Annotated in this window: 23 protein-coding genes; 14 read left to right on the top strand and 9 right to left on the bottom strand. The window is 69.6% G+C overall.

Annotation, left to right across the window (positions count from 1 at the left end):
• The first annotated feature begins 31 nt into the window (after positions 1–31).
• The gene (locus GA0070624_RS34980; RefSeq protein ID WP_176731860.1) at positions 32–175 is read left to right on the top strand and encodes a hypothetical protein; all 144 of its coding nucleotides are present in this window, start codon (positions 32–34) and stop codon (positions 173–175) included.
• A gap of 119 nt (positions 176–294) precedes the next feature.
• On the opposite strand, the gene GA0070624_RS24920 is transcribed toward GA0070624_RS34980, so the two are convergent.
• Both GA0070624_RS24920 and GA0070624_RS24915 read right to left on the bottom strand, forming a co-directional pair.
• Positions 295–588, bottom strand: coding sequence for a hypothetical protein (locus tag GA0070624_RS24920; protein WP_091345194.1), 294 nt, complete (start codon positions 586–588; stop codon positions 295–297).
• 138 nt (positions 589–726) lie between these two features.
• Complete coding sequence (locus tag GA0070624_RS24915; RefSeq protein WP_091345192.1) at positions 727–1,134, bottom strand: MmcQ/YjbR family DNA-binding protein; 408 nt, start codon at positions 1,132–1,134, stop codon at positions 727–729.
• A 184-nt stretch (positions 1,135–1,318) separates the two neighbouring features.
• Between GA0070624_RS24915 and GA0070624_RS24910 the strand changes: the two genes are divergently transcribed.
• From GA0070624_RS24910 to GA0070624_RS24885, 5 genes are all read left to right on the top strand, one after another.
• Complete coding sequence (locus GA0070624_RS24910) at positions 1,319–1,867, top strand: CHRD domain-containing protein (protein WP_176731859.1); 549 nt, start codon at positions 1,319–1,321, stop codon at positions 1,865–1,867.
• A 194-nt stretch (positions 1,868–2,061) separates the two neighbouring features.
• Positions 2,062–2,271 (top strand): DUF1918 domain-containing protein, encoded by a 210-nt coding sequence (locus GA0070624_RS24905; protein ID WP_091345188.1) that lies wholly within the window; start codon positions 2,062–2,064, stop codon positions 2,269–2,271.
• Positions 2,272–2,482: 211 nt separating this feature from the next.
• A complete protein-coding gene (locus GA0070624_RS24900) occupies positions 2,483–3,259 on the top strand; it encodes an arsenate reductase/protein-tyrosine-phosphatase family protein (RefSeq protein ID WP_091345186.1) in 777 nt (258 codons plus the stop codon).
• Positions 3,256–3,663: a VOC family protein gene (locus GA0070624_RS24895; protein ID WP_091345184.1), complete on the top strand. Its 408-nt coding sequence runs from the start codon at positions 3,256–3,258 to the stop codon at positions 3,661–3,663. Before GA0070624_RS24900 ends, GA0070624_RS24895 begins: the two co-directional genes overlap by 4 nt.
• A gap of 679 nt (positions 3,664–4,342) precedes the next feature.
• The gene (locus tag GA0070624_RS24885; RefSeq protein ID WP_091345182.1) at positions 4,343–5,053 is read left to right on the top strand and encodes a GNAT family N-acetyltransferase; all 711 of its coding nucleotides are present in this window, start codon (positions 4,343–4,345) and stop codon (positions 5,051–5,053) included.
• A gap of 212 nt (positions 5,054–5,265) precedes the next feature.
• Here GA0070624_RS24885 and GA0070624_RS24880 read toward each other — a convergent pair whose 3' ends face one another.
• Together GA0070624_RS24880 and GA0070624_RS24875 are read right to left on the bottom strand one after the other, a co-directional pair.
• The gene (locus GA0070624_RS24880; RefSeq protein WP_091345180.1) at positions 5,266–5,961 is read right to left on the bottom strand and encodes a response regulator; all 696 of its coding nucleotides are present in this window, start codon (positions 5,959–5,961) and stop codon (positions 5,266–5,268) included.
• A complete protein-coding gene (locus GA0070624_RS24875; protein ID WP_091345178.1) occupies positions 5,958–7,202 on the bottom strand; it encodes a sensor histidine kinase in 1,245 nt (414 codons plus the stop codon). The genes GA0070624_RS24880 and GA0070624_RS24875 overlap by 4 nt, the downstream gene beginning before the upstream one ends.
• A 274-nt stretch (positions 7,203–7,476) precedes the next feature.
• Here GA0070624_RS24875 and GA0070624_RS24870 point away from each other — a divergent pair, with 274 nt between their 5' ends.
• From GA0070624_RS24870 to GA0070624_RS24855, 4 genes are all read left to right on the top strand, one after another.
• Positions 7,477–9,627 carry an MMPL family transporter gene (locus GA0070624_RS24870; RefSeq protein ID WP_176731858.1) on the top strand — a complete coding sequence of 717 codons (2,151 nt, stop codon included), beginning with the start codon at positions 7,477–7,479 and terminating at the stop codon, positions 9,625–9,627.
• Positions 9,628–9,708: 81 nt separating this feature from the next.
• Positions 9,709–10,191, top strand: a complete 483-nt coding sequence (locus GA0070624_RS24865) for a DUF6220 domain-containing protein (protein WP_091345175.1) — start codon at positions 9,709–9,711, stop codon at positions 10,189–10,191.
• Positions 10,188–12,260, top strand: coding sequence for a multicopper oxidase family protein (locus GA0070624_RS24860; protein ID WP_091345173.1), 2,073 nt, complete (start codon positions 10,188–10,190; stop codon positions 12,258–12,260). Before GA0070624_RS24865 ends, GA0070624_RS24860 begins: the two co-directional genes overlap by 4 nt.
• A complete protein-coding gene (locus GA0070624_RS24855) occupies positions 12,250–12,534 on the top strand; it encodes a hypothetical protein (protein WP_091345171.1) in 285 nt (94 codons plus the stop codon). Before GA0070624_RS24860 ends, GA0070624_RS24855 begins: the two co-directional genes overlap by 11 nt.
• 211 nt (positions 12,535–12,745) lie before the next feature.
• Here the strand turns inward: GA0070624_RS24855 and GA0070624_RS24850 are convergent, their stop codons facing one another.
• On the bottom strand, positions 12,746–13,255 hold the full coding sequence (locus GA0070624_RS24850) for an RrF2 family transcriptional regulator (RefSeq protein ID WP_091345169.1): 510 nt from the start codon (positions 13,253–13,255) through the stop codon (positions 12,746–12,748).
• A gap of 127 nt (positions 13,256–13,382) precedes the next feature.
• Here GA0070624_RS24850 and GA0070624_RS24845 point away from each other — a divergent pair, with 127 nt between their 5' ends.
• Positions 13,383–14,123: an SDR family oxidoreductase gene (locus GA0070624_RS24845; RefSeq protein WP_091345167.1), complete on the top strand. Its 741-nt coding sequence runs from the start codon at positions 13,383–13,385 to the stop codon at positions 14,121–14,123.
• 93 nt (positions 14,124–14,216) lie between these two features.
• Entirely contained in the window at positions 14,217–14,483 is a 267-nt protein-coding gene (locus GA0070624_RS24840) for a hypothetical protein (RefSeq protein WP_091345166.1), read from the top strand.
• Between the two features lie 127 nt (positions 14,484–14,610).
• Here the strand turns inward: GA0070624_RS24840 and GA0070624_RS24835 are convergent, their stop codons facing one another.
• The 4 genes from GA0070624_RS24835 to GA0070624_RS24820 form a co-directional block, all read right to left on the bottom strand.
• Positions 14,611–14,850 (bottom strand): hypothetical protein, encoded by a 240-nt coding sequence (locus GA0070624_RS24835; protein WP_091345164.1) that lies wholly within the window; start codon positions 14,848–14,850, stop codon positions 14,611–14,613.
• A 138-nt stretch (positions 14,851–14,988) separates the two neighbouring features.
• A complete protein-coding gene (locus tag GA0070624_RS24830; RefSeq protein WP_091345163.1) occupies positions 14,989–15,744 on the bottom strand; it encodes an SDR family oxidoreductase in 756 nt (251 codons plus the stop codon).
• A 156-nt stretch (positions 15,745–15,900) separates the two neighbouring features.
• A complete protein-coding gene (locus GA0070624_RS24825; RefSeq protein WP_091345161.1) occupies positions 15,901–16,515 on the bottom strand; it encodes a TMEM175 family protein in 615 nt (204 codons plus the stop codon).
• Positions 16,512–17,123 carry an alpha/beta hydrolase gene (locus GA0070624_RS24820; RefSeq protein WP_091345159.1) on the bottom strand — a complete coding sequence of 204 codons (612 nt, stop codon included), beginning with the start codon at positions 17,121–17,123 and terminating at the stop codon, positions 16,512–16,514. Before GA0070624_RS24820 ends, GA0070624_RS24825 begins: the two co-directional genes overlap by 4 nt.
• A 218-nt stretch (positions 17,124–17,341) precedes the next feature.
• On the opposite strand from GA0070624_RS24820, the gene GA0070624_RS24815 reads away from it, so the two are divergent.
• Both GA0070624_RS24815 and GA0070624_RS24805 read left to right on the top strand, forming a co-directional pair.
• The gene (locus GA0070624_RS24815; protein ID WP_245718970.1) at positions 17,342–18,235 is read left to right on the top strand and encodes an RNA polymerase sigma-70 factor; all 894 of its coding nucleotides are present in this window, start codon (positions 17,342–17,344) and stop codon (positions 18,233–18,235) included.
• Positions 18,236–18,345: 110 nt separating this feature from the next.
• On the top strand, positions 18,346–20,799 hold the full coding sequence (locus tag GA0070624_RS24805) for a helix-turn-helix domain-containing protein (RefSeq protein WP_245718969.1): 2,454 nt from the start codon (positions 18,346–18,348) through the stop codon (positions 20,797–20,799).
• Positions 20,800–21,078: the final 279 nt, after the last annotated feature.

The raw sequence follows: 21,078 nt of genomic DNA, 5'->3' as shown, positions 1-21,078 counted from the left end.
GACAGTGGCTGATGGCTGCGACCTGGCGGACATGCGAGCTGCAGAACAGGCCCTCGAACAGCACCTGCCGATCGAGGGACGCGCCCGGACGGTGACGCTTATGGTCCAGGCCGAGGACAGCGGCACCTGGACCAGGCATACCACCCTCTCGCTGGCGGAGCCGGGCAAGAGCTGAACGTCCTCTCTTGCCGCCGAGCGAGCGCGCTCGGCGCGGTTCAGGTCGCGTCTGCTGCGGCCTGTGCGGCTACGAGGCTGGTGAGTCGACGCGCCTGCCGCGTCACAGCAGCCGAACCTTCAGCTCAGACCGCGGTGGGCGGCCCACAGCGCGCCGGCGCGGCTGGCAGCTTTGGTGACTAGGGCCGCCAGCTCGGGCCTGTTGGGCACGGGGAACGAGACGTATGTGCCGCGGCCGCCGCCGGTCGGTCGGCCGTAGGCCTTCGCCGCGAGGCGCCCGTCCGGGAGGAGCCGGACGTTGAGTGTGGTCAGCGTGAACTCCTCACCGCGTCGAGTGTCGGTCCAGCGGAGCCTCTCCGGGATCGTGACGTTGATAGCCAGGGCGCTCACATCCAGGGCGACGTCGCTGCTCATGGACGCATGTTCTCACGCGAATCGACGCCTGCTCGGGCCGCGGAGCGTGCGGGACACGCGATCTTGCTGTGGCTGGCGCAGACGGCGGTCGAGCTTCCGCAGGTTCCGCCTGCGGCATCGGGGGAGCGCTACCGCGGCCTACTGATCGGCTCTGCTCAGATCCGGGCTCAACGAGTCGGTGCCGTCATCGAGGTCACCGACGAGTGGGTCCGGGGCACGCATGCGCCACGCGTCGGTGACGAGCTCCTTCAGACGATCGACGCTCACCTGCGTCAACCGCAGCATGACCAGGGGCAACCCGTCATACGCCGGCGTGGTGAAGAAAGCCTCGGGCTCGCCGAGGAGTAACGCCTGCTTCTCCGCTTCGTCGCCGACGTACAGCACCGCGATGTCGGTCCGGATGAGGCGCGACGTACCGGGTCTGCGCTCGGGGTAGGACCAGACGAACCCTTTGTCGGCGACCCGGAAGTCGAAGCCGTCACTGTCGATCTCGACCACGTGCGGCAGCGCCAGCGCCAGCTGACGAACATCGTCGGCATCAGCCATCAAGGTCGCTCCAGGACGCCGCTCCTTGCATCCGGACAGGCTAACCGCCGCGCCCCACCGCCCCACCGAGGACAGCGCCGCGTCGTGGACCTATCGAACGGCTGTCTCGCGGACTGAACCCGGTCCGCCACTGATGCGTGTACCCGAAGGGAGACCGCGTGTCTACAGAAGGGGGCACGATGTCATGACAGGACGGACACGGAGATTCGCGATCGCGGCCGCGGCCAGCGTCGTGGTGGCGGGCACCGCCGCGGGGAGCGCGGCCGTCGCCGATCCGGACGGCACAACCGGGAACACCCTGCACGAGCAACTCACCGGCTACAGCGAGACGCCGGTCGCGCTGTCGACGACCGGCGACGGTCAGGTCCGGGTGCAGATCGACGAAGGGCTACAGGAGATCTCGTACGAGCTGAGCTACACGGGTCTCGAGGGCACCGTCACCCAGGCGCACATCCACTTGGGCAGCCCGTCGCAGTCCGGTGGGATCAGCGTCTTCCTCTGCTCGAACCTCGGCAACGGCCCGGCGGGCACCCAGGCCTGCCCACCCGCGCCGGCCACGATCTCGGGGACCCTCCGGCCCGCCGACGTCATCGGTCCCGCCGGGCAGGGCATCGCCGCGGGAGAGTTCGCCGAGCTCATCAACGCGATCCGCGCCGGCAGCACCTACGTCAACGTCCACAGCACCAAGTACCCGGGCGGCGAGATCAGGTCCCAACTCGGACACCACCACTGACCGTGTCATCCCGAGGGGTGGTGGCCAGCGGGCGCAGCCGGCCACCACCCGCTCGTACGAGTTCGACGTTGACGGGCGCGTCCGAAGCGGCCAGCCTGGGTGAAGCGGAGCGCGGTGTCCGGCGGCTTCGGACGGGTTGCAGGAAGGCCGAGCCACCGCCAGACCGGCGACGACGGACGGCGAGGGAGGGCATCATGAAGGCCAACGTCGGCGACCGGCTCATCGTGGAGGGCACCCGGGTGGGTCAGACGCGGCGGGTCGGCGAGATCATCGCGCTACGGCATGAGGACGGCACTCCGCCGTACGTCGTGCGCTGGCTCGACGGACACGAGGGTCTGTTCTTCCCGGGATCCGATTCCCGAGTCGAAGCGGCGCCGGCCGGAGCGCCCCAGCACGGCGGGTAACGACGCGTTCGAGGTTCGCAAAGCTCTTGTCATGCCTCCCAATCAGCGACCACCGCGACGACCTGAAACCCGCCCACCATCTCCATTCGCGAACTTGATAGCGCCCTGAGGGGCCAGGCGCTGTCTGGCCAGCGGGGCCACACCACATCGGATGCGACCACCCACACCCCCTCCGAGATTCGTCAAACTGATTTGATGTATCCTCCGAGACGTGACCTCGTCGAGTCAATCCGCCCCGGCGTTCGTGCGACTGGCTGGCCACCCGCTGCGCTGGCGGCTGCTGACCGAACTCGCCGGCAGCGACCTGCGGGTCCGCGAGCTGGTTACGCTGACCGGCCAGCCGCAGAACCTGGTCTCCTATCACCTGCGGTTGCTGCGCGACGGGGGCCTGGTAACCGCCACGCGCAGCAGCTTCGACGGCCGGGACAGCTACTACCACCTGAACCTGGACCGCTGCGCCGACGCGCTGGCCAACACCGGCACCGCCCTGCACCCGGCGCTGCGTCTGCCCCCGGCACCGTCGGTGCCACAACCGGCCGCACCGGTGGCGGTGCTGTTCGTCTGCACCGGTAACAGTGCCCGCTCACCCATCGCCGAAGCCCTGCTCCGCCGGCTCAGCGCCGGCCGGGTCGAGGCGACCAGTGCGGGCACCCGTCCCAAACCACGCCTGCATCCCCACACGGCACGGGTTCTGCATGATGAGTTCGGCATCGACATCTCCCGCCAACGCCCCAGGCACCTGAGCACCCTCACCGGCTGCCGGTTCGACTACTTGATCACCTTGTGTGACAAGGCCCGCGAGGTCTGCCCCGAACTCGTCGAGCAGCCTCGACGGGTTCACTGGAGCATCCCCGATCCCGCGGCAGCCGGCGCCACCGATCAGGCCGGCTACCCGGCCTTCGCCCGCACGGCGGCCGACATCGACGCCCGAATCGGGTACCTGCTGCCGGCCCTGGCCACCAGAAAGCGTAAGGAGACTCAGCCGTGACCGCTCCCGACCAGTACACCAGCGTCCGCTACCTCGTCGACGACGTCCAGGCAGCCGTCGACTTCTACACCACCCACCTTGGCTTCACGCTCAACACCAGTGCCGCCCCCGCCTTCGCCGACGTGGTCCGTGGACCGCTGCGGCTGCTGCTGTCCGGACCGGCCAGCTCCGGTGCCCGCGCCACCCCCGCCGACGCGACCACACCCGGTCGCAACCGCATCCACCTAATCGTGGACAGTCTCGACGCCGAGATCGATCGGCTCCGCGGCGCCGGGGTGTCGTTCCGTAGCGACGCAATCTCCGGCCCCGGCGGACGCCAGATCCTGCTCGCCGACCCCGCCGGCAACCTGATCGAACTGTTTCAACCCGCCCGGCAGACCCGCCCCGCACCGGCCAAGCCCTGACAGAAACGCGGTCGAGCTGGCCGCCAACCGCAGGCGGCCGCGCTCGCGGATGACCCGGCCACCCAAGGTGGGCACGGCAACTCGCGGATCACCCGTTGCTGGCGGAGGTCGGCCGTCGTGCCGCGAGGTGGCTGCTGGTGGCCGACGCGTTGGCGGGCAACGTCGACGAGGTACTCACCGGCAGCGTCCGGTTCCTCGATTCGTGGCAGCGGGCCGGCGGTGGCTGCTCTGACGATGATCCACGGCCTACGCGACGACCACGACGCCCGGCGCGAATGGCACGCGGTCCTGAACCAGCTCGGCACCCAACCGGGGCGTGCCTACGGCGGACGCCGCCGGTTGCCGCTACCAGTCGGCGCGGACCATGGTGCTCGCCGGCGGCGACCATGCCGCCCGCGGCGCAGCCGCGCTTCGCCGATCTCGGCCTCGCCCCGATGGCCCCGCCCTGGCACTGACCAGCCGCTGGATCAACGGGACCGACGGCGACAGGGCCGGACCTGGTTGGGCTTTGGTTCGTGTTGCCCCTCGGACACCAGCTGCGCCAGGGACTCGCCGGCCCGCTGCTCCGTGGGTGGTGCCCGACCGGTTCGCCAACAGCTCCGGCACGTTCGTCCCCGGGCTTCGTCGTGGGCTGGCGAAATGGGTAGACAAGGGGATGTGACTCGGGTGAGGTGTTCGGATGGGTGACGCTGCTTTGCGCATCTCGGCCGCCCACGCGGATACCGCCGATCTCATCCCGGCCGGCGACGACTGGGCGGTCGTGTCGGGCGTGCCGTGTCAGCACATCGCGCTACCCTACCCGTGGGCCACGACCGGGCGGTTGCTCGCGTTGCCCGGTCCGCCCACTGCCGAGCCGGTGACTCAGGTGGCCGCCTGGCTGCGCGCCAGGTCACCGCAGTGGACGCTCATGGTTCGGGCCGAGGACGAGCACCAGGTCGCCGGCTTCCAGCGGTGGGACCTGATGCCCGTACTAGCCCTGCAAGGTCCGCCTCCATCGCGCCCGCGATCGATGGCCGACATTGGACCGGCCCGTGACCGCGACGAGTTCCTCGTCCCCTATGGAGCCGAACTGGCACCCTTGGTCACCGACGCCCACCTTGCCGCCGGACGGATGCATCACCTGGTCGCGCGGGTCGGCGGCGAACCAGTCGGCTGCGCGCGGGTGCGGCTCATGGCCGACACCGCGTACCTGGGTGCCATCACTGTGCTTCCCACCTGGCAGGGCACGGGACTCGGCACCGCGCTGACCATCGCCGCGGGTGAACTCGCCGCCGGGTACTCAGACCTGGTCTGGCTGCACTGCACCCCGGGTTCACGGGCCCTCTACGAACGGCTCGGGTACCGCCACGTCGACGACCATGCCCTACTCGTACCCGTACCAGGGACCTAGGAGAACCTTGCGATGCCGCGGAACGAGCCGGCGGAGGACGTCGGCCAAGTCCTCGCCCGGCTCGGCAGCAAGGGCGATCTTCTGGCCACGCACCACTTGGGCTGTAAATGGGGGAGCGGACGCTCGGTACCCACCGTCGAGGCCCTCGCTCCGTGCCGCGGTGCCCCATCATGTCGATAGCAGTGTTTAGGCCGCGCCTAGCGGGCTCATGATCATGGCCGAGGGTTGACCAACCCGGTCTGGTAGGCGATGACGACCAGCTGCGCGCGGTCGCGCGCACCCAGCTTCGCCATCGCGTGGCTGACATGGGTGCGGGCGGTGGCCGGACTGAGGAACAGCTCAGCGCCGATCTCGTCGTTGCTCAGCCCCTGTCCCACCAGGGCCAGTACTTCACGCTCGCGTTGCGTCAGCACCGCCAGCCGTTCTTCTCCGGCCTGGGTGGCAATCCGTTCCGCGGTGAACTGGGCGATGAGGCGCCGGGTGATCCGCGGCGCGAGCAACGCCTCTCCGGCGGCGACCACCCGGATGGCATGCAACAGCTCGGCCGGTCCGGCGTCCTTGAGCAGGAAGCCGCTTGCGCCGGCCTGCAGCGCCTCGAAGACGTACTCATCAGTGTCGTACGTGGTCAGGATCAGGACCCGGACCTGTTCGAGACCGCGCGTCCTGGCGATCTGGCCGGTGGCCTTGATCCCGTCCAGCTCCGGCATGCGGATGTCCATGAGTACGACGTCGGGCCGGGTGGCCCGGGCCCGCTCCACGGCCTCGGCGCCGTTGGCGGCCTCCCCTACCACCGTGATGTCGTCCTCGACGTCGAGCAGCACCTTGAACCCGGACCGCACCAGAACCTGGTCGTCGGCGAGCAGCACCTTGATCGGGGCGCTGCCCGACGACGCGGCCGCCGCGCTCATGGGTGCACGGTTCCGGCGGGAGCCAGCGGCAGCCGCGCCTTGACTTCGAACCCGCCGCACGGCCGCGGCGCGGCGGTCAGCTCTCCGCCCAGGAGCCCACAGCGCTCGCGCATTCCGACGATCCCCCGGCCCGGCCCGGCCGAGCTGCCGGTGACGGCCCGGTGTTCGGCCGGCGCGTCCGGACCCGCGGCACCATCACCCCAGGCATCCCGGCCACCCTCATCGGCCACCCGGACCTCCAAGATGTCGGTGCCGTAGTCGAGCGCGACCGTCACCCGGGTCGGGCCGACGTGGCGGATCACGTTGGTGATCGCCTCTTGCAAGATCCGGTAGGCGGTGTTGTCCACCGCGCTCGGCAATGGCGTCGTGGACGTACTCACCTCGAGCTTGATGTCGAGTCCGGCCTCGCGCGCCATCGCGGTGAGCTCGTTGACCTGGCCCAGGCCGGGTTGCGGCACTCGCCCGTTGTCCGAATCACGAAGCACCCCGAGGATCGCCCGCATCTCGTGTAACGCCTGGGCGCTCGTCTGCTCGATGGTCACCAGCGCCTCGCGCGCCCGTTCCGGCCGTTTGTCGAGCAGGTACGCGGTGACGCCGGCCTGCACGTTGATGATCGCGATGGCGTGAGCGACGGTGTCGTGGACTTCCCGAGCGATCCGGAGCCGCTCGGCGTCGACCCGCGAACGCGCTTCCTCCTCCCGGGTCCGTTCGGCCTGCCGAGCACGCTCCTGGGCTTCGGCCGCGATGACCCGCCGGGACCGGACCGACTCACCCAGGGCAGCGGCCATGACCGACGCCGCGATCCGGAAGAACACCCATCCGATGGCGGCCCTCGGCTCGATGTCGGCCGCGGCGATGAGCCAGCCGGTGGCCAGCACGGCGATGCCCACGTACGCGATCACCAGCGACCTGCGCCCGTCGCCGTACGCGGTCAGCGTGTACAGGGCGACGAAGAGCCCGATCCATCCGGGCCCGTCCGAAAAGTCGAGGCTGTAGTACACCAGGCTGGCGAGAGCGGCCGTGATGAACACCGGCACCGGCCAGCGGCGGCGCACAGCCAGCACCAGGCCGCTCACGATCAGTAGGACGTATGCCAGGTGTCCGAGGTCGGTCAGCGGCCGCGATCCCACCTCCGCGGGTTTCGCGGCGGTGGCCTGGACCTGCATCACGGCGACGAAGAGTCCGAGCAGGGCGTCCTGCGCCAGGACAGGCAGGCGGAACGGCGCCGCTCGGCGTTTCATGCCGCGATCATAGTGGCCGCGCGCGGGTGACCGGCTACGACGACGGGCGCGACCAGGTACGGGCCGCTTACGCAAATCTGCGTAGGAACAGCCATCCGCTGCCCGAGGACGCACGCAGGTCGGCGACGCGACGATCGCTTCCGTGACTCAACCAATTACAGTCCCAATGACTGATCCGGGGTCCGCGCCCGACAATCGCCAACGCTCACCCGACGCCCCGCGGCCGGGACCGCTGGGCAGACTCGGGGGCCTGGCCTTTCGCCGGCGGGGACGAGTGCTGATCGCCTGGGCCGTGGGCCTCGTCATCGCCTTCGGGCTGTCGGCGGCCTTCGGGGGCGAGTCGGCAAACGGCGCCACAGCGCCGGGCTCGGATTCCGAGCAGGCACAGCGCCTGCTGGGAGAGCGGTTCCCGGCCCAGTCCGGCGACACGGTGCGGCTGGTGGTGCGTGCGAACGACGTCACCAGCCCCGAGGTGCAACGTGGCGTCGGCGCGCTGCTCGGCGAGCTGGGACGCATGCCGCACGTGGCGTCGGTCGAGGATCCGTACGCCGCCAGGGGTTCCATCGCGCCGGACGGCCGGACGCTCGCCGCACGTGTCTATCTCGATGTCACCAACCCCAACGACATGCCGGTCGAGGACACCCAACGGCTGCTGGCCGCCGCCGACGCGGCCGAGCGCGACGGGCTGGAGATCGCACTCGGTGGGCGGGCCGTGCAACTCGCGGAGGCGACCCAGTCGGGATCCGAGCTGATCGGTCTGCTCGCCGCCGCGGTGATCCTGCTGATCATGTTCGGGTCGGTGGTGGCGGCCGGGCTGCCACTGGCCATGGCGATCGGTGGGCTGGCGGTGAGCGCCAGCCTGGTCGGCCTCGTGGCGGCGGTGGTGGATGTGCCTGACTTCGCACCCATCATCGGCATGACGCTGGGCATCGCCCTGGGCATCGACTACGCGCTGCTGCTGGTGACCCGGTTCCGCGAATGGCGGGCGGTGGGACTCGACCCCGAAGCGGCGACCGTGGCGACGCTCGACACCGCCGGCCGGGCGGTCCTCGTGGCCGGTGGCACGGTCATGGTGAGCATGTCAGGGCTGTTCGCGGTGGGCCTGTCCATCATGAACGGCACCGCCGTCGTCACCATGGTGGCGACCCTGGTCGTGATGGTCGCCGCCCTCACCCTGTTTCCCGCGTTGCTGGGCTACCTGGGGCGGCGGATCGACCGGCTCCGGGTGCCGCTGGGACGGCGTCGTGCCGCTCAGATCTCCGCCGACGGCCACCTGGTGCCGGCGGCCGGCTGGGCGCGCTGGAGCAGGCTGGTGCAGCGACACAATGTGTTCGCCATCGTGACGAGTGTCGCCCTGCTGCTGGCGCTGGCCGCGCCGTTCCTCGGCGTCCACTTCGGTCTCCCCGACGCGGGCAACGACCCCGAGGGTACGTCGAATCGGCGGGCGTACGACATGCTGGCCGAGGGATTCGGCCCCGGCGAGAACGGGCCGCTGCTCGTCGTGGCGGAGGTGTCGCCGGCCGACGGCGACGCGGCCCTCCAGCGGCTACAGGCCGAGTTCAGCCGTACGGCGGGAGTCGCAGCGGTATCGCCGCCACGGCTCAATCCTGCCGGTGATACGGCCCTGATCACCGTCGTGCCCACCGCCGGCCCGCAGGAGGCCGCCACCGAAGACCTCGTCCAGACCCTGCGCGACGACGTGATCCCGGCGGCGACCAAGGGCACCCGCACGGACGTGCACGTGGGCGGCGCAACCGCGGCGGTGATCGATCTCAACACATTGATCGCCAACCGGCTCGCGCTGCTCATCGGTGGCGTCGTCGTCGTGTCGATGCTGCTCTTGCTGGTGGCGTTCCGCAGCGTCGTCATCGCGGTCACGGCCGCCGTGATGAACCTGCTGTCGGTGGCGGCGTCGTACGGCGTGGTGGCCTTCTTCCTCGAGGGCGGCTGGGCCGGCAAGCTGGTCGGCATCGACACCGCCACCCCGATGGCCGCCTTCGTCCCGGTCATCATGTTCGCGCTGTTGTTCGGCCTCTCCATGGACTACGAGGTCTTCCTGATCAGCCGGGTGCGAGAGTCGTGGGTGCGGACCCAGGACAATGGCCGGGCCATCGTCACCGGACTGGCCAGCACCGGACGGGTGATCACCGCCGCCGCAGCCATCATGATCGTTGTCTTCGCGGCGATCGTCCCGAGTGACCAGGTCTTCATCAAGGTCTTCGGGCTGGGCATGGTCGCGGCCATCCTGGTGGACGCGACCGTCATCCGGATGCTGCTCGTGCCGGCGGTCATGCACCTGCTCGGCCGCAGCAACTGGTGGCTTCCTCGCGTCATGGAGCGGCACTTGCCCCAACTGCACGTCGAAGGAGCACCCGACACGTTCCTGCGCCCCGTCACAGACGCGGAACCCGTCCCGTCCCGATGAGGCAGGCGGCGGCTGCCGGCAACCCCTGGGCAGCCGCCGCCCGTCACCTGTCGTGATCCAACCAACCTGAAGGAGCCTATCTTGCGAAAAGTATTCGCCGGCCTTGCGGCCCTGCTCGTGCTGGTCGTCGTGGCACAGTTCTACTTCGCCGCGAGCGGCGCGTTCAGCACCGCGCCCAACGACGAGTCCTTCCGGCCGCATCGCGCGATGGGGTACGTGATCTTCCTCTTGCCGGTCCTGATGACAATCGTCGCCGCGCTGGCCCGGATGCCCGGCCGGCTCATCGGGATGACCGGTCTGATCGCTGGGCTGGCCGTTGTCCAGGTGGTGATCGCGGTGCTCGCCAGGGCGTTCAACGACACGGGCGACACCAGCACGACGGCGGGCCAGCTCGTCTTCGGCCTGCACGCGATCAACGGTCTGATCATCCTGGCAGTGGCCGGGACCGTCGCCCGGCAGGCGCGAGCGCTGCCGAGGTCCGCGGTTCCGCATCGGCGTGCCGGCGTGGACACCGACGCGGGGGCGCCCGGACCGGCAGCCGGATCGGCCCAGCCGGCGTCATGACGACCGGTCAGTTGATCATCGCGGACCACGTGGTCGCGCTGCTGAGCGTTGCCGCGTGGTTCGCGGCCGGCGCCACCGCCGCCGCCCGGCGCGCCCGGCTCGCGCTCGGCCTCCTCGCGGCGGCTGTGCTGGTGACCCTTGCCCGGGTGACGACGGTGGCGATGCTGGCCGGTCGGGGCTGGTGGTTTGTGCAGGAGAAGGTGCTGCTGGGCCTGCCCATGCTGGGAGCAGTCGGGTTGGCCTCCGTCCTGATCGCCGGCCCGCGGCTGCTCGCGGCGAGGCGCGCGCCGGAGGCCGGCATGCTCGCCGGCCGGGCGTCGGGCGACGGGATACCGGCAAGTAGCGTGGTCCTGCTGCTCACCGCCGGATACGCGGCCCTGGCCGGGCTGATGGTGACCTTCCTGGTCGGCTACCCCCTGACCTGGAGCACCGCACTGATCGCCAGCTCCGTCGTCTGCGCGGTCGCGCTGCTGACCGCGCGCGTCGCAGCGGCACCGGCCGACACCGCCGGCGGCGCCGACATCGCGCCCACCCCGGCACCGCACGGAAAGCCCGGATTTTCGCGCCGCCGGTTTATCAGCTTGGCGGGCGGAGCAGCGGTGGTGGGTACCGGCACAACCGGCGTCGGCCTGTTGTTCATGCCGGCCGAATCCGCCGCTACCGGAGGCGGTCCCGGGCGCTCGTCCAGCTCCGGGCCGCCCGTGTCAGTGGCCGACCTGCGAGGGGCCGGCGCACCGGCACCCGGCGGCACCAGGCGGCAGTACGTACTCACCGCGCAGACCGCCACCGTCCGGCTCCCGTCCGGACGTGAGATCCAGGCATGGACCTACAACGGCCAGGCACCAGGTCCGCCGATCACCGCCGAGATGGGCGATCTGATCGAGGTGACGCTACGCAACACCGACATCGACGACGGAGTGACCCTGCACTGGCACGGTTACGACGTGGCGTGCGGTGAGGACGGCGCACCGGGCGTGACACAGGACGTGGTGGCGCCCGGCGAGGAGTTCGTCTACCGGTTCCGCGCCGATCAGGTGGGAACCTACTGGTACCACACCCACCAGGCGTCTCACCGTGGGGTGCGCCGAGGGCTGTACGGGACACTCGTCGTGACGCCACGCGGACAGCGGGTGGACAAAGCCGATGCCTCCACCGCGCAGCTGGATCTGACGCTGCCCGTGCACACATTCGACGGCACTGTCCTGCTCGCCGATCAGGACAAGCGCACGGAACACACCGCACCGGCCGGTACCAAGGTGCGGTTGCGGCTGATCAACACCGACTCAGATCCACATCGATTCGCGTTGGCCGGAACGCCCTTCCGGGTGACGGCCGTCGACGGCCGGGATCTCAACCAACCCGGCGAGGTCAGCGACGCCGGGCTGCGGATGCCCGGGGGCGGACGGTACGACCTGGTCTTCGTCATGCCGGACACTCCGGTGGCGCTCGTCCTCGACAACGATCACGCCGGCGGCCTCCGGCTGCGTCCGGATGACCACGCCGGTACCGCCGGTGAGGACACGGCCGTCGAGGACACCTCCGGCTGGCCCGAGCTCGACCTGCTGCGCTACGGAACGCCGACCGCCGTGCCGTTCGATGCCGGCAGCCGCGCCGACCGGCACTTCACCATGGTTCTGGACCGTGGTGTGGCCATGCTCGACGGCCGGCCGGCGTACGCGCAGACGGTCAACGGTCGTGGTCACCCGTCGATCCCGGATCAGCTCGTCGCCGAGGGCGAGCTGGTCCGGTTCACCGTGGTCAACCGGAGCCTGGAAACACACCCCTGGCATCTGCACGGCCATCCCGTGCTGATCCTGTCCAGGAACAGCACGCCGCGGTCCGGCAGTCCGTTGTGGATGGATACATTCGATGTCCGCCCAGGCGAGGTGTGGGAGGTCGCGTTCAAGGCCACGAATCCCGGAATCTGGATGAACCATTGCCACAACCTGCCCCACGCACATCAGGGGATGATGCTGCGGCTCTGCTACGACGGTGTCACTACGCCATTCCACGGCTCGCACACCGCCCACGGGACCGGTACGGCCAGGAGTCGAAGCCATGGCCACTGACCCGCTGTTGGCTGCTCGTCGCTCGGCCCCGCCCGCCGACGACCCCACCTCGGATCTCGTTGCGCAAATGCACAACTACAGCCGCGCCGTCATCGAAGCGGAGCTGCGCAGGCTGGCCCGCAGGGCCCCGTCATTGCGTCCGAACGACCTGGACGTCATCGACGCGGCTCTGGACGAGCTCGCGGAATCCTTGTTCCTTGCCCGGCTGCGCAGCCTGCCGCAGCACACCGCACAGCTGAAGCGCCTCTTCGGCACCGCGAGGGAGGACTCGTGATGCGTTCCGATCGTCCGCTACCGCGGCCACCGAGTTGAGCACGGCAGCGCGGCGATGCCGCCGGCGCGGGCGCGCTGAGCGAGGACGGCTCTAGTTGCGCTACCCGGGACGGGTAGGTGCCCGAAGTCCGCCTCCGCGCCTCCTGGGCGGCCGCCCGCAGCCGTTCGTGCTCGCCGTCGGTCTCACGCGAGGCCGACATCGCCTCGCGCGTCTACCCCTGCTCGACAATCGCGGTATCGCCGTCGTTCGGCCCGCTGAGCCAGGTACGGATGCTGGCGAGCGCGGTAGGGCCGTAGTCCTCGTCGACACCGCGGGCGAGGTCCGCGATGGATATCGCTTGCAGGGCGGCCCGCCAGGCGGCGTCGGCGCCGGCCATAGCGCGGGCGATGGGGCACGGCCGGGTGCAGGCTTCCTGTGGGGTCGCCAGGGGGCCGCGCTGACGGATCTCGGTGCACACGAACGCGGGCTGAGCGCCGTCCACGGCTGCGACGACGTCGAGGATGGTGATCAGTTCGGGTGCCCTGGTCAGGACATATCCGCCCGCCTTGCCCTGGACGGAGGTCACTAGGCCGGCGCGGGAGAGTGCCTGCAGCTGTTTGGCCAGGTAGCTGCCGGATACGTCATGCAGTTCCGCGAGCCGGGCGGCCGGCACCGGTTCCGTCGCGGTGGTCAGCACCACGCAGCAGTGCAGTGCCCACTCGACGCCACCTGACAGCTTCATACGCCCCCCCGGCTTGACTCGGACAAAGTCTATCCGGTTATTGTCTCGGACAGAAAGTATCCGAGTTCGGGGCTGTGTCCTCGACAAATTGGCGTGCTCCGCGGCACGCCGTGGAAGGGTGAGAGCCTTGAAGCTCACAGTCATCGGCGGTACCGGACTGATCGGCTCGCAGGTGGTCCAGAAGCTGACCGCGGCCGGACACGAGGCCGTCCCCGCGTCGCCGTCGACCGGCGTCGACCTGATCACGGGAGAGGGCCTGGACCAGGCGCTGGCGGGCGCCGACGTCGTGGTCAACGTGGCGAACTCGCCGACCTTCGACGAGGCGTCCCTGGACTTCTTCCGTACGTCCATGACCAACCTGCTGGCCGCCGGGGAGCGTGCCGGCGTCCGTCACCAGGTGATCCTCTCGATCGTCGGTGTCGACCAGGTGCCCCAGCTCGACTACTACCGCGCCAAGACCCTGCAGGAAGAACTGCTCCGGCAGGGGCCCACGCCGTACTCCATCGTGCGTGCCACCCAGTTCTTTGAATTCATGAACGCGGTCTTGTCCTGGACCTCCGACGACACCACGGTTCGCCTGCCCGGTACCCGGCTACAGCCGATGGCCGCCGCGGACGTCGTCGACGCGGTCGTCGACGTCTCCACCGGCACCCCGCTGCAAGGCATCCGGAACGTCGCCGGCCCGGACGTCTTCGCCCTCGACGACCTCGGCAGGCTCACCCTGGCCGCACAGCACGACGACCGGACCGTCGTCACCGACGACGCAGCCGGCATGTTCGCGGTCGCCACCGGCGACGTGCTCATCGCGGGCCCGGACGCACACCTGGCCCCCACGCACTACCAGGACTGGATCCACGCGGCCCGCTGACCCGGGCACTTCGGCCCGTCAGCGGATGAAGTCCATCGGACGGCGGCCGGCACGCGGCGTTGCTGCGGCCGGCCCTGGCCGAGGCCTTGCTTGGTGGCCCTGGCCGTCTCAGCCGGCACCGACGACCCGCAACTGTCCGGAGTCACCGTCGGCAAGCCACTGGACCTGGCTGCGGTCGGACACCTCGACCAGCTCGTCTACGACGACACCAACGTCGTCGCGTACGCCGCCTACAACTGGGTGCTGAGCCAGCGTCAGGTGACCCTCGCACCGGGCGAGACATTCACGCTGCGGCGCCGAATCGCGGCCGCCGACAGCGGCGAGGGCGCTGACCCGTTCGCGGCGCTCGGCCAACTCTGACCGGGCCGGAGCCCGATCAGCGCGTCGCCAAGGGGTCGGCAGGCGCTTGACGGCGCGCTGACGTTGGCCGCAGGCCTTGCTCCGGCTGTTGAAGAGGTGGCTTCCCCGAGTCGGCGTGGTGCGGGTCTCAGGCACGTCCGTCCGTCGGGTGGCCGAATCGAGGGTCGCCTTCCAGCGCCTCGACCGCGCCAAGAAGGCTGCGGAGGCCGACTTCCTCGCGCTGGGCGTCAGCCGGATCGAACAGCCACTGGGTGACCGGTAGCGTGACGGCCTCCTCGGGGCGGCTCGACTCGGCCATGGCCAGTTCCGCCTCGACCTCGGCCTCGAGCTCGTGCAATGAGTCGTTGTCTCCGGTCGGAGCGCTCATCGTTCCTCCTGGTGATTTCGATGGATGTCGGCCTGGCGCGCCCGTTGTCGGCTGGCCCGTTGTCGCCTGGAGTGGGGTCGGCATGGTCAGGACGGGCGAGGGGCACGGCGGTCCTTGCGCGGCGCGTGGGCCGGTGCGCTACTTGCCGGACTTGGTCCGGCCCAGCCAGTCGGCGTACTTGATCTCCCCGAGCACCGCCTCACCGACCGGCACCAGACTCTGCTCTTCCAACTCGGATCCGTAGTAGCGCGTGTGCGGGTCGGTGACCACCTCACGCGGATCGCCCGAAGCAGCCAGGGCGTTCCGGAAGAACTCGTTCATCGGGAGCCGCTCGGGCCCGGCGACCTCGACCCGCCCGTTCAACGGCGACCCCACCGACGCCCGGACGACTGCCTGGGCCACCTCGTCGCCGGCGATGGGCTGGAAGAGCACCGGTGGCATCCGGACCGTGCCACCGTCCGCGGTGCTGTCGGCGATGCTCGGGACGAACTCGAAGAACTGCGTCGCGTGCACGATCGAGAACGGGATCGACGAGTCCTCGATCAGCTTCTCCTGCGCAACCTTCGCCCGGAAGTAGCCGTTCTCGGGCAGCCGCTCGGTCCCCACGATCGACAGCGCCACATGGTGGCCCACACCGGCCGTCGCCTCCGCCGCAAGCTGATTGCGAGTGGAGGTCTCGAAGAACTCCAGCACCGCGGTGTCCTCCCACGAGGGGGCATTCGACACGTCGATCACCACGGACGCGTCGGCCAACGCCTCGGCCAGGCCCTCGCCGGTGATGGTGTTGACGCCGGTTTTCGGTGACGCCGGCACCGCCTCGTGGCCGAGCTCGTCGAGCTTCGCCACGACCTTGGACCCGATCAGGCCAGTGCCGCCGATTACAACGATCTTCATGACGAGCCTTCCTGTTGGCCGGGGTATCAGTTGCCATCCGGTCACCAGTTAAGACCGGGAACACCCTCGGCCTGTGACACCTCCGCCGAAATGTCCCCGAAGTCGCGACACCCGGCGCCCGGGTGTCACAGGCGGGAGCGTTCTCCTGCCGTGCCCTCAGTCCGGAGTCTCGTACTGGCGGACCACCCGGGCGATGCGGCGGTCGGGGACAACCCACATGATCACGATGAGGACGAAGCACGCCAGGGCAATCCAAACTCCGACCTGCCCGCTCCGGTCGATCGTCAGGGCGCTGAGGATCCCGGCGACGTCGAACGCTATGGAGATCTTGCCCTTGCGGTCGGTGCCGACGGCCTGGCGCAGCGGCGACTCCGGTCCCTGCTGCCGGATGATCACCGTCTGGAGCACGAGGTAGGCGATGGCCGCGCTGAGCAGGTTCAGGCCGTAGATGACGACCGGGGTCTGCTCGAACCTCGATTCGGACACCCAGGTTGTCGTGAACGGGACCAGCGACAGGCAGAACAGCAGCGCCAGGTTTGCCCACAGGATACCGCCATTGACCCGCCGAACCAGGTGGAACATGTGGTGGTGGCCGTTCCAGTAGATGCCTACATAGACAAAGCTGAGGAGATACGCCAGCAGCCCGACGCCGGTCGTGTGGACGAGGTCGGAAAGATCGTGACCTTCCGGCACCCTCAGCTCCAGCACCATGATCGTGATGATGATGGCAAGCACCCCGTCACTGAATGCCTCCAGCCGACTGGTCCTCACCGCGCCGCCCTTCTCCGTTCGATACCTGGATCCCGCTTCGAACGCCCATCAGCGCCGTCTTCAGCGGACGATGGAAGCCACCAGCGCCGCGATCGCAAGGCGGAAACAACGCGCCGGGCACCTCGCGGACGCCCTTGGCGCCGGCCCGGTTCGCCATGAAGCAGTGCAGGGCGGCCGGGATGCACTCGTCGCTGAAGGCGAACCACGACGGGATCGACTTCCACGCCGGGGCGTCCGTCGGCAGCTTCGCGGTGAGGGCGGACGGCCGAGGTGCTTCCTGGGAACTTGTTCGCCAGATCGAACGCGGACTCGCCCTGGTCGGGCGCGAACGCGCAGACGTAGACGAGGCCCGCCACCTTGTCGCTTCCCGCGGCGGCGTCGGTGATCACCATGCCGCCGTATGAGTGGCCGACGAGCACCACGGGTCCGCCGACCCCGGCGATCACGTCGCTGAGGTAGGCGGCGTCGCCCGGCACGCTGCGCAGCGGGTTGGCGACCGCGACGACGTCGATGGACCGGTCCTGCAATCGCTCGACCAGCCCGGACCAGCTCGCGGATTCGGCGAAGGCGCCGTGTACGAGGACGACGGTCGGCCTCTGGTTGGTCATGGGTTCTCCTGGTGCGCTTCGGTGTCTCCACCAGCCGGGACAGCGCAGCCGCGGAATCTGTGACAGGCGTGTGGTTGCCGTCACTGCTGCAGTGACTCGCTTGTGGTTGCAGTCACTGCTGCTGCCCAGGCGTTGGGGCTTGCGGCGTGGTCGGACCACGATGGGCCTGGTAGCAGCCGCGACGTGGTCAGCGGGGGCGAGGAATGGTGAACTCTGGCGTGAATCACGAGCCGGTTGGGACGGATGATCTCGAGGAGGCCGCGGCGGTCTTCACGAGCCTGCGGCCGCGCCTGTTCGGGATCGCGTATCGCATGCTCGGCAGCGCCACCGAGGCCGAGGATCTGGTGCAGGAGGTGTGGCTGCGGTGGCAGACGTGTGACCGCGGCGCGGTGATCGACCCGGCCGCGTTCCTGGCGACGACGACGACCCGGCTGGCGATCAACGCACTCCAGTCGGCGCGGGTGCGGCGTGAGACGTACATCGGGCCGTGGCTGCCGGAACCGGTCGACACGAGCGCGGACCCGTACCTGGGGGCGGAGCGCGGGGAGGCCCTGGAGTTCGCGGCGCTGCTGCTGATGGAGAAGCTCACGCCTAACGAACGCGCCGCGTATGTCCTGCGGGAGGCGTTCGACTACCCGTACGCGCAGATCGCCGACATCCTGCAGTCGACCGAACCTGCGGTGCGCCAGCTGGTCAGCCGGGCGCGCAAACACATGACGGGGGAGAGGCGTACGCCGGCGAGCGCGGCCGCGCAGCGGCACCTCCTGACCACGTTCATAACGGCGGCCCGCTCCGGCGACATGACCGCGTTGGAGCGGCTACTAGCGGCGAACGTGACCAACATCGGCGACGGCAACGGCAGGGTGCGCGTTTCCCGCCGGCCGGTGGTGGGAGTGGTGCGCGTGGCGAAGTTCCTGACCGCGATCTCCACCTGGTTCTGGGACGGCGTCGAGGTGCGGTGGGCGAGTACGAACGGGCAGACGTCCGCCGTGCTGTGGCGCGACGGCACCTTGGACGCCATTGTCACGGTCAGCGCCTCGACCGACGGCATCAATCAGGTGCTGTGGGTGATGAACCCCGAGAAGACCGCAGCGGTGTCCGGACTGGCCTGATCCGACCGGTCAACCCGGCCTAGCTGGCGGCTGGCATCGATGATGGCGTCGCCCGGGTCGGTGGCGAACATGCCGGCCCTGTTGTCGGTGATGACGGCGCGCTGGTCACCGTGGGCGGCGAGGGTGATCTCGCCGGGATGATCCGAAAGCGTTTGGGAGGTGTGGTGGCTGGTTCTTCGTTCGGGCAGCGGTTGCGGGGGTTCCGGCAGTCGGCGGGGCTGACTATCGAGGATCTGTCCGAGGCGTCGGGGGTGAGTGGTCGGGCGATCAGTGACATGGAGCGGGGGCACAGTCGCGCGCCGCAGGAGCGGACGTTGGCGGCGTTGGCCGACGCGCTGAAGCTCAGTGATGGGGATCGTGCTGGTCTGGTCGAGTTGGCGCGCTCGGAGCGGTCGGAGAGTCGGGTCGGGCGGCCCCGAGTGGGTGAGCTGCCGCGGGGGGTCAGTGACTTTGTGGGTCGAGCACGGAGGTTGGAGTTGCTCTGCCGCCACGCACTGGCGGCGTCTGTCGGTGGTCCGACGCTGGTGGCGGTGGTGCACGGCCAGCCGGGCGTGGGGAAGACGGCGTTCGCGGTCCGGGCGGCCGAGCAGTTGCGGGAGGTGTTTCCCGACGGGCAGTTCTACCTGGACCTTCGGGGTACGGATCCGGTGCCGACGCCGGTTGGTGAGGCGTTGATGCGGCTGTTGCGGGCGCTGGACGTCAACCCCCGCAGGATCGCCAACGATGAGCAGGAGCGGGCCAGCCAGTTGCGGGCGATTCTGCGGGAGCGGCGGTGTCTGCTGGTGTTGGACAACGCGGCGGATGAGGGTCAGGTGCGGCCGTTGTTGCCGGGTCTGGGGGCCGGGATGGTGGTGGTGACCAGTCGTCGCTTGTTGGGTGGTTTGGAGGGGGTGTTGCGGATCGGGTTGGCGCCGCTGACGTCGGGGGAGTCGGCTGATCTGTTGCGGGCGATTGTGGGGGAGGCGTCGGATCGGGCGGCGGGGCAGGAGGTCGGCACGGTGGCCCAGTTGTGTGGCCACCTGCCGTTGGCGTTGCGGATCGCGGGTACGCGGTTGGCGAGTCGGCCGGGGTGGACGATGGGGCATCTGGCGGAGCGGCTGTCGGACGCGGATCGGCGGCTGGCGAACCTCTCGGTGGGGGATCTGGGGGTGGCGGCGGCGTTCGCGTTGTCGTACGCCCAGCTGTCCAACCCGGCGAAGGCGATGTTCCGGCGGCTCGCGCACGTGCCGGGGGTGGATTTCGGCGCTCCGATCGCCGCAGTGCTCGCCCAGGTTGATCTCTTCGACGCCGAGGATCAGTTGGATGAGCTGGTTGACCTGGGCCTCTTGCAGTCCGAAGGTTTCGATCGTTACCGGTTCCACGACCTGATCCGGCTTTTCGCGGCTGACCGGCTGCGCGGCGAGGAGCCGGCGGAGGCCAGGGCGGGGACCGAGCGTCGGATGGTGGATTGGTTGTTGGAGACGGCGATCATCGCGGGGCGGTGGTTCGAGCCCGGGTTCGGCGCGCCACCGGATGACTGGCAGGGTCTGGTTTCCATGGCCACACCGGAGGAGGCGCATAGCTGGCTGCAGGTCGAGGCGGACAATTGGCTGGCCGCGTTGCGGTCGGCGGCCGCCGCCGACCAGCACCAGCGGGTCGTGGACGTGGCAGAGACGATGCACTGGTACGCGGACCGAATGATCCATTGGGCACACTGGTCGGAGGTCTATTGCCTTTCCCGTGTCGCTGCCGGCCGGTTGCCTGACCGTCGGCAGGAGATCACCCACATCAACCACTATGCCTGGGCTGTCTCCACCTGTGAGCGGCGCCACGAGGAGAGCGTGGCCCTGGCGATGGAGGCCTACCGGTTTGCCGGGGAGCTCGGCGACACGAAGGAACAAGCCAACGCGTTGCACTACGCGGCCCGTGCTTGGCGGATGGGCGGCAACATCGAGAAGGCCATGGGAGCGTACTACCGCGCCCTGAACCTGGCCGACGCCGCCGGCAACCACGACGGGTACGTCCAGATTTGCGTTGGATTGGGGCAGACGTTCGTGGAGCTCGGCAGGTTCGACGAGGCGCTGAACGAGTTCCGGGGTGTGCTGCGGGAGGTCGACGCGCGACCGGTCGCGCCGGCGCCGGCGCAGGTGGCTCGGATGACGGCCCGGGTGGCGATGGCCAGGTGCCTGGCCGACGCGAAGAGCTGGCCGGAGGCGCTTGACGCGGCGACGCGGGCACTACCCCTGGCCGCCGACTACGGCCCCCGTTTCACGGGTCGGGTTCATCTGACGCTGGGCCAGGCACACTCCGCTCTCGGCGCGACCGACAAGGCCCGCGACCACCTGACCCGCGCGCTCAAGCTGCTGGAGGACGGCCGTGAGGAACGCGGGTCCGAGAAGATCCGATTCACGTCGGGCTATGCCGCACCTCCACCGTGCGCGATGACCTTGTGTGAAGTGGAGATTCCAGTGCGGGCATGGCATCGAGGCATCGCATTACATGCACGTGTGGGGGTCCACTGCGCGCTCCACCGCGCCAGGACGATCAGTTTGGCGAAGGCCGAACTGGCGGCCCTCGACGCCTGAGGGTACGGCTCTATGCCGAGGCCCGGGCGCTGTGCGCGGCTCCTGCGCGGTGGGCCTGAACCGGACTCGCGCGCCGATCCGGCCCTCGCCGCGATTGAAGCCGAGTGCTCGCAGGTCGTCCGGGACGCTGCGGACACCCCCTGCGCAGCGGTCAGGTGTGCCGGGTGATCCCGTGGTCGCGACCTACTCAGGTAAGCCAGTGACCGCGCGCACGCACTCGTTCGCCACTGCTTCTGCACTCGGCCTCCCTAGCGTTCCTGAGCACAGGGATCACCCGAC

The organism is Micromonospora rhizosphaerae, assembly GCF_900091465.1.
Taxonomy (GTDB): domain Bacteria; phylum Actinomycetota; class Actinomycetes; order Mycobacteriales; family Micromonosporaceae; genus Micromonospora; species Micromonospora rhizosphaerae.
The sequence above is the reverse complement of the archived record's forward strand: the minus strand, read 5'-3'. Positions and strand labels throughout refer to the sequence as shown.